This window comes from Anaerotalea alkaliphila (assembly GCF_010179735.1).
In the GTDB taxonomy this organism is placed as follows: Bacteria; Bacillota; Clostridia; order Lachnospirales; family Vallitaleaceae; genus Anaerotalea; species Anaerotalea alkaliphila.
In genome coordinates this window covers 1-5588 of sequence record NZ_JAAEEH010000069.1, presented here as the reverse complement: position 1 = coordinate 5588, position 5588 = coordinate 1, and the positions used below count along the sequence as shown (strand labels likewise).

The 5588-nt window shown below is 62.6% G+C and carries 5 protein-coding genes; all 5 read right to left on the bottom strand.

What is annotated here, in order from left to right; translation table 11 throughout:
* Positions 1-344: PEP/pyruvate-binding domain-containing protein (locus GXN74_RS14020; RefSeq protein WP_281355239.1), on the bottom strand; the 344-nt coding region annotated here is incomplete at its 3' end.
* A gap of 156 nt (positions 345-500) precedes the next feature.
* Positions 501-1889: a glycine--tRNA ligase gene (locus tag GXN74_RS14015; protein WP_162371556.1), complete on the bottom strand. Its 1389-nt coding sequence runs from the start codon at positions 1887-1889 to the stop codon at positions 501-503.
* A 55-nt stretch (positions 1890-1944) separates the two neighbouring features.
* The gene (locus tag GXN74_RS14010; RefSeq protein WP_162371555.1) at positions 1945-3297 is read right to left on the bottom strand and encodes a deoxyribodipyrimidine photo-lyase; all 1353 of its coding nucleotides are present in this window, start codon (positions 3295-3297) and stop codon (positions 1945-1947) included.
* 19 nt (positions 3298-3316) lie between these two features.
* Complete coding sequence (locus tag GXN74_RS14005; RefSeq protein WP_212505827.1) at positions 3317-4237, bottom strand: 2-thiouracil desulfurase family protein; 921 nt, start codon at positions 4235-4237, stop codon at positions 3317-3319.
* A 4-nt stretch (positions 4238-4241) separates the two neighbouring features.
* Complete coding sequence (locus tag GXN74_RS14000; protein ID WP_162371554.1) at positions 4242-5426, bottom strand: DUF362 domain-containing protein; 1185 nt, start codon at positions 5424-5426, stop codon at positions 4242-4244.
* Positions 5427-5588: the final 162 nt, after the last annotated feature.

The following is a 5588-nucleotide window of genomic DNA, read 5'->3' as shown; positions in this document are numbered from 1 at the left end:
ACGTCGTTGAGGCCCAGGTTCAGGACCGTGTCCATCATGCCGGGCATGGAGGCCCGGGCGCCGGAGCGTACGGAAAGGAGCAGGGGTTCGTTCTCGTCCCCGAATTTCTTGCCTGTCATTTCCTCCAGTTTCTTCAGAGACGCTTCTATCTCTTTGACGATCTCTTCCGCAACCGTTTTTCCGTCTTCGTAATATTTGATACATGCTTCCGTTGTCACGGTGAAACCTTGGGGTATGGGAAGTCCCAAATTGGTCATCTCGGCCAGGTTGGACCCTTTTCCACCCAGAAGGCTCTTCATGCCTGCGTTTCCTTCGCTGAACATGTAAACGAACTTCTTACTCATGCGGTTCTCCTCCTAATCGGTCATGAAATAACTATCCTAGATTGCCGGCCTGCCGGCGCTATTATTATAGCATAAAAACCGGATTTGGGTAGGGTGATTTTTGTTAAAGTTGCAAAAAAACGGCCCTGGAAGGGCCGTTTTCACAAGTTTTGGTCATTAGAATGTGAATTTTTGGTCAAAATATGAGTTGAGTTCCTCAATGCGGATCCGCTCCTGCTCCATGGAGTCCCTGTGGCGCACGGTCACGGTGCCGTCCTCCAGGCTCTCGAAGTCGTAGGTGATGCAGAAGGGCGTGCCGATCTCATCCTGCCTGCGGTACCGCTTGCCGATGCTTCCCCGGTCGTCGTACTCCACGTTGTACTTCTTGGAGAGCTGGAAGGAAAGCTGCTCCGCCTGCTCCGACAGCTTCTTGGAGAGGGGCAGGACGGCCACCTGGACGGGCGCCAGGACCGGATGGAAGCGGAGCACCACCCGGCTGTCCCCGTCTCCCAGGTCCTCCTCGTCGTAGGCCTCGCAAAGGAAGGCCAGGGTCACCCGGTCCGCTCCCAGGGAGGGTTCGATGCAGTAGGGGATGTAGTGCTCCTTGGTGTTCTCGTCGAAATAGGTCATGTCCTGGCCGGAGTGCTCCTGGTGCTGGCGCAGGTCGAAGTCCGTCCTGTCCGCAATCCCCCAGAGCTCGCCCCATCCGAAGGGGAAGAGGTACTCGATGTCGCTGGTGGCGTTGCTGTAGTGGCTCAGCTCCTCGGCGCTGTGGTCCCGGATCCGCATGCTTTCTTCCTTCATGCTCAGGTCCTTCAGCCACTGGACGCAGTAGTCCTTCCAGTAGACGAACCATTCCATGTCCTTGCCGGGCTCGCAGAAGAATTCCAGCTCCATCTGCTCGAATTCCCTGGTCCGGAAGGTGAAGTTCCCGGGGGTGATCTCGTTGCGGAAGGATTTTCCGATCTGGGAAATGCCGAAGGGCAGCTTCTTCCTGGAAGTCCGCTGGACGTTCTTGAAGTTCACGAAAATCCCCTGGGCCGTTTCCGGACGGAGATAGACGGTGTTCCTGGCGTCCTCGGTGACCCCTTGGAAAGTCTTGAACATCAGGTTGAACTGGCGGATGTCGGTGAAGTCATGGGAGCCGCAGGAGGGGCAACCGATGTTGTGCTCGTCCACGTATTCCTTCATCTGGGCGTTGGACCAGGAATCCACCGGATCCTGTACCACGATCCCCTGCGCCTTCATGTAGTCCTCGATCAGCTTGTCCGCCCGGAAGCGTTCCTTGCAGTTCTTGCAGTCCATGAGGGGGTCGTTGAATCCACCCACGTGGCCGGATGCCACCCAGGCCTGGGGGTTCATGAGGATGGCGCAGTCCACGCCCACGTTGTAGGGGCTCTCCTTCACGAACTTCTGCCACCAGGCCTTCTTCACGTTGTTCTTCAGTTCCACGCCAAGGGGACCGTAATCCCATGTATTGGCCAAGCCTCCGTAGATTTCGCTGCCCGGATAGACAAAGCCCCTTGCTTTGGCCAAGGCAACAATTTTGTCCATTGATTTCTCCATTTGTATTTCCTTTCCTGTCCGGGACCTCCGGACCCACAATTTTCATCATCCACCATCATAACAAATGCGGGCCTGTTTGTCCACTGGTTCTTCCGATATAGACCTCCACATCGAACTTCCGCCGGCAGCCCCGGTCGTTCATGTAGCGGACCTTCCCGAAGACGGGCCGCTGGGCCCAGGCCCGGTCGTGGACCCCTCCCACGGACCAGGCGATGTTGGCGTAGCCCACCGGATCCCGTCCGTCCAGGGCCCAGGTGTCGTTCAGGCGGATGGCCGTGGCCAGGGCCTCCTCCGGTCCGGGGCTCCATTCCAGGATCTTCTTGGCCCAGTACATGCGCATGTAGCCGTGGATCCGCCCCTCCCTCCGCAGCTGCTCCATGGAGGCGTTCCAGAGTGGGTCGTGGGTGGCCGCCCGTTCGAATTCCTCCGGACTGTAGAGGTGTTCCCGGACATCCGGCCGGTGGACCTCCAGGGTCTCCCGGGCCCAGGCGGGAAAGACGGTGGTCCGGTCGTAGTCCGGACGGTACCAGCAGAAGTTCTCCCCCAGCTCCCGGCGGACCAGGAGCTGCTCCAGGTAGGCGTCCCTGGACTCCCCTTCGGGGGCCAGTTCCTCCACCATGCGGTAGAGCCGGGCGGGGGCCACCCGCCCGAAATGGATGTGGGGGGACATCCTGGAGACGCAGTCCCGGACCGGGTCGTTCCCCAGCCTCCCGTAATCCGGAAGGTCCTCCAGGAGGAACCGCTCCATCTCCTCCAGGATCCGGTCCGATTCCACCGGGATCCCCTCCACCGGCGGGATTTCCCGGTTGACCAAAAGCCTGCCGAAGAGCCCCCAGTCGTTGTCCGGGGCCGGGGGGGCCGGTACGGTGGGGGCATGGAGGGGCGGCGGGAGCTCCCGGAACAGGGGGGCCTTCCTCCACCATTTGGGGCGCAGGGTGTAGGCCCCGTACTCCTGGTGGTCCGAGGCCTCCCAGACCGGCACCACGTTCCTTGCGTCCACCAGGCGGACCGGGCAGTCCAGGGCCTTTAGCGCCTCCTCCTGGAAGTCCCTGTGCTTGCGCAGGGGGCTGGCCTCCATGTACAGGGCCCAGGGGTCCAGCTCCCGGAGGAAGCGCACCCATTCCCCGTCCCCTTCGGACACCAGCCGGAAAGGGATGGAGAGCCGCCCAAGCTCCCGCTCCAGGATCCGGAGGGTCTTCTCCAGATGGTCGTACTGCCGGGCGGCGGCCCCCAGGAAATTCCTGTGGAGCACGAAACAGACCACCAGGGGCCTTCCCGCCCGCTCCGCCTCTTCCAAGGCCAGGGACAGCCCCCAGTGGTCCTGGGTCCGCAGGTCCCGGCTGGTCCAATGGACCACCGGCCCCCTGCCGCCCCCACCTTCCTTCAGGATGCGCAGCCTTCCTTCCATGCAAACCTCCTCCTGCCTCCTAGGGCCTGTAGACGATGGGCGAGGTGCCGAAGAGGACCTCCCCTACGGCGCTCTCCCTCTCCAGGAGCAACAGCTCCCCCGCCAGGGCCGTGGCGCTCCGCAGGTCCGTGGGCATCTTGATCTGGGCCAGGTCCTTCCCCGTCTTCCTCCTGTAGTGGATGTAGTTCTTCCACATGCTCTGCTTGATCCTGGGCAGGGTGGAGGGGGTCCTAAGCAGCGCCAGGACCTCCCTCTTGAAGGCCTCCCCCAGCCCGGGGAAGTCCCCGGGCTTCATGGCCGAGAGCCGTTTCCCCCATTCCCGGGCCAGGGGGTTGTCCAGCTCCTGGCAGAGGAACTTCAGCACATGCCAGATCCCGTAGAGCTCCCGGGGGGTGGCGGCCTCCTGCTCCGAAAGCCAGAGGAAGGCCAGCATCCGACGCCGGGCATCCCACCAGAGGATGGGGCTCTGGAGCACCGCCACAGGAATGGTGAAGAACCCCTCCTCTTCCAGCAGGTGCCCGAATACCCCGGGGGGATTCCCCCGGCGGTTCCCCTTCAGGGTGGTCCGGTGGATTCCGCAACTGGGGCTCCCCTCCATGAAGACAAAGACCCCCACCCCCGCTTTCCGCAGGACCTCCAGGGAAATCCTGCAGCCTTCCTTCAGGTCCCGGGTCAGGTCGCCACTCCTGGAGAGCACCCTCCCTCCCCCCTCCCAGACCTGCCGGCCGTCGGGGTGGATGCGGATGGGGTTCCTGGGTACGGGAAGCCCCGCCAGGCATTCGGGACAGACGGGATGCCAGAGGTAGTCCCCCTTCTCCCTGCCGATGAACTTCAGCATGTCCCATCCCTTCCCGTTGTAGCGCACCTTGGCGCCCATGCAGCAGCCGCTGATGCCGATTGCGATCTTCTGCCGGATCACCGGCATGGTCGTTTCACCCATCTGCTTACCTCCTTTTCTTCCTCCTGGGCCTGGAGACCTTCCCCTGGACCAGACCCAGCCTGTCCAGGGCCCTGCGCAGCACCGGGGTCTGCAGCCGGATGGCGCTCTTGGGGCAGAGCTCATGGCAACAGTAGCACCGGATGCACCGCTGGTAGTGGTAGACCGGGGGCGTCTTCCGGCTCCTGTCGGGGAACTGGAGGGCCTTGGGCTTCACCGGGCACATGAGCACGCAGACCCCGCACTTCACGCACTTCTCCTCCAGGATGTAGGGTTTGGGGATCACCAGGTTGTTCAGGGCCTTGAGCAGGGCCCCCTTCCTGTAGGGCTTCACCGGCTCCCGCTTCACCTCGAACCCCTCGTCCAGGAAGGAGTCGAAGGGGTCCCCCACAAGCTCCACCCCTTCCATGCTGCCCATGCCCGTTTCCTGGCCGTAGACGGTGGTGGGCACCAGGGCCGGGTCCAGGCCGATCATCCTGCAGACGGTGGCGTCCAGGGCCACCGGGTCCGCGGAGAACAGGAGGACCCGCATGGGCTTGGGGGTCCCTCCCCGGGGACCCTCCCCCTCCATGGCCAGGATGCCGTCCATCACGTACAGCCGGGGGGCGATGTACCGGTTCAGGTCCACCAGCATCCGGGAGAAATCCAGGGCGCTGGGAAGCTTCACGTGCATCTCCCCCTTCAGCTTGCCGGGGATGCATCCGAACTGGTTCTTGATGCATCCGGTCATCCGGGCGAAGCCGTGGGTCTTCAGCTTGGGAAGGCTCACCAGCCCGTCCTGGGCGAAGATCCCGTTGGCGATGACGAACCTCTTGTTCTGGATCCCTTCCTGGTAAAAAATGGTCCTGCCGGTGACGAAGTCCGCCAGCGGAATCTGGAGTGCCCTGGCCACCTCCCCGATGCCGCTGGCCTTGGCCGCGGCCCCTGGGCTGTGGAAGCCGGGGGAGTCCCCGTAGGAGAGCTGGGCCCCCGCCTTCTGGAGGACCTTGGCCACCGCCCCGAACACCGCCGGATGGGTGGTGGAGCAGCGCTCCGGCGGGTCCGCCGCCACCAGGTTGGGCTTGAGCAGGATCTTCTCCCCGGGGCGCAGGAAGGCCCCGGGACCGCCCAGCAGGTCAAGCCCCCGCTCCACCGCCTGCAACACCTTGTCTTCCCTGTAGTCCTCGCAACGCACCAATGCTACCTTCGACATGCGCGCCTCCTTTCTCCCCTTCGGGTCCTGCCTCAATTGTACCAAATCGCTGGCGCGATGGCTAGGCAAGGCACATCGTTTTTCAAGCCTTTAGTCTTTCCCGTAGCCATGTTTTTTTGATTTAGAACAAAAAAGTAGTAGCTGCTTTTGAATATGTGTTAT

What these genes read in the sequence shown, in the direction of transcription:
- GXN74_RS14000 (WP_162371554.1), bottom strand. Translation starts at nt 5,426, where the DNA reads ATGTCGAAGGTAGCATTGGTGCGTTGCGAGGACTACAGGGAAGACAAG.
- GXN74_RS14010 (WP_162371555.1), bottom strand. Translation starts at nt 3,297, where the DNA reads ATGGAAGGAAGGCTGCGCATCCTGAAGGAAGGTGGGGGCGGCAGGGGG.
- GXN74_RS14015 (WP_162371556.1), bottom strand. Translation starts at nt 1,889, where the DNA reads ATGGAGAAATCAATGGACAAAATTGTTGCCTTGGCCAAAGCAAGGGGC.
- GXN74_RS14005 (WP_212505827.1), bottom strand. Translation starts at nt 4,237, where the DNA reads ATGGGTGAAACGACCATGCCGGTGATCCGGCAGAAGATCGCAATCGGC.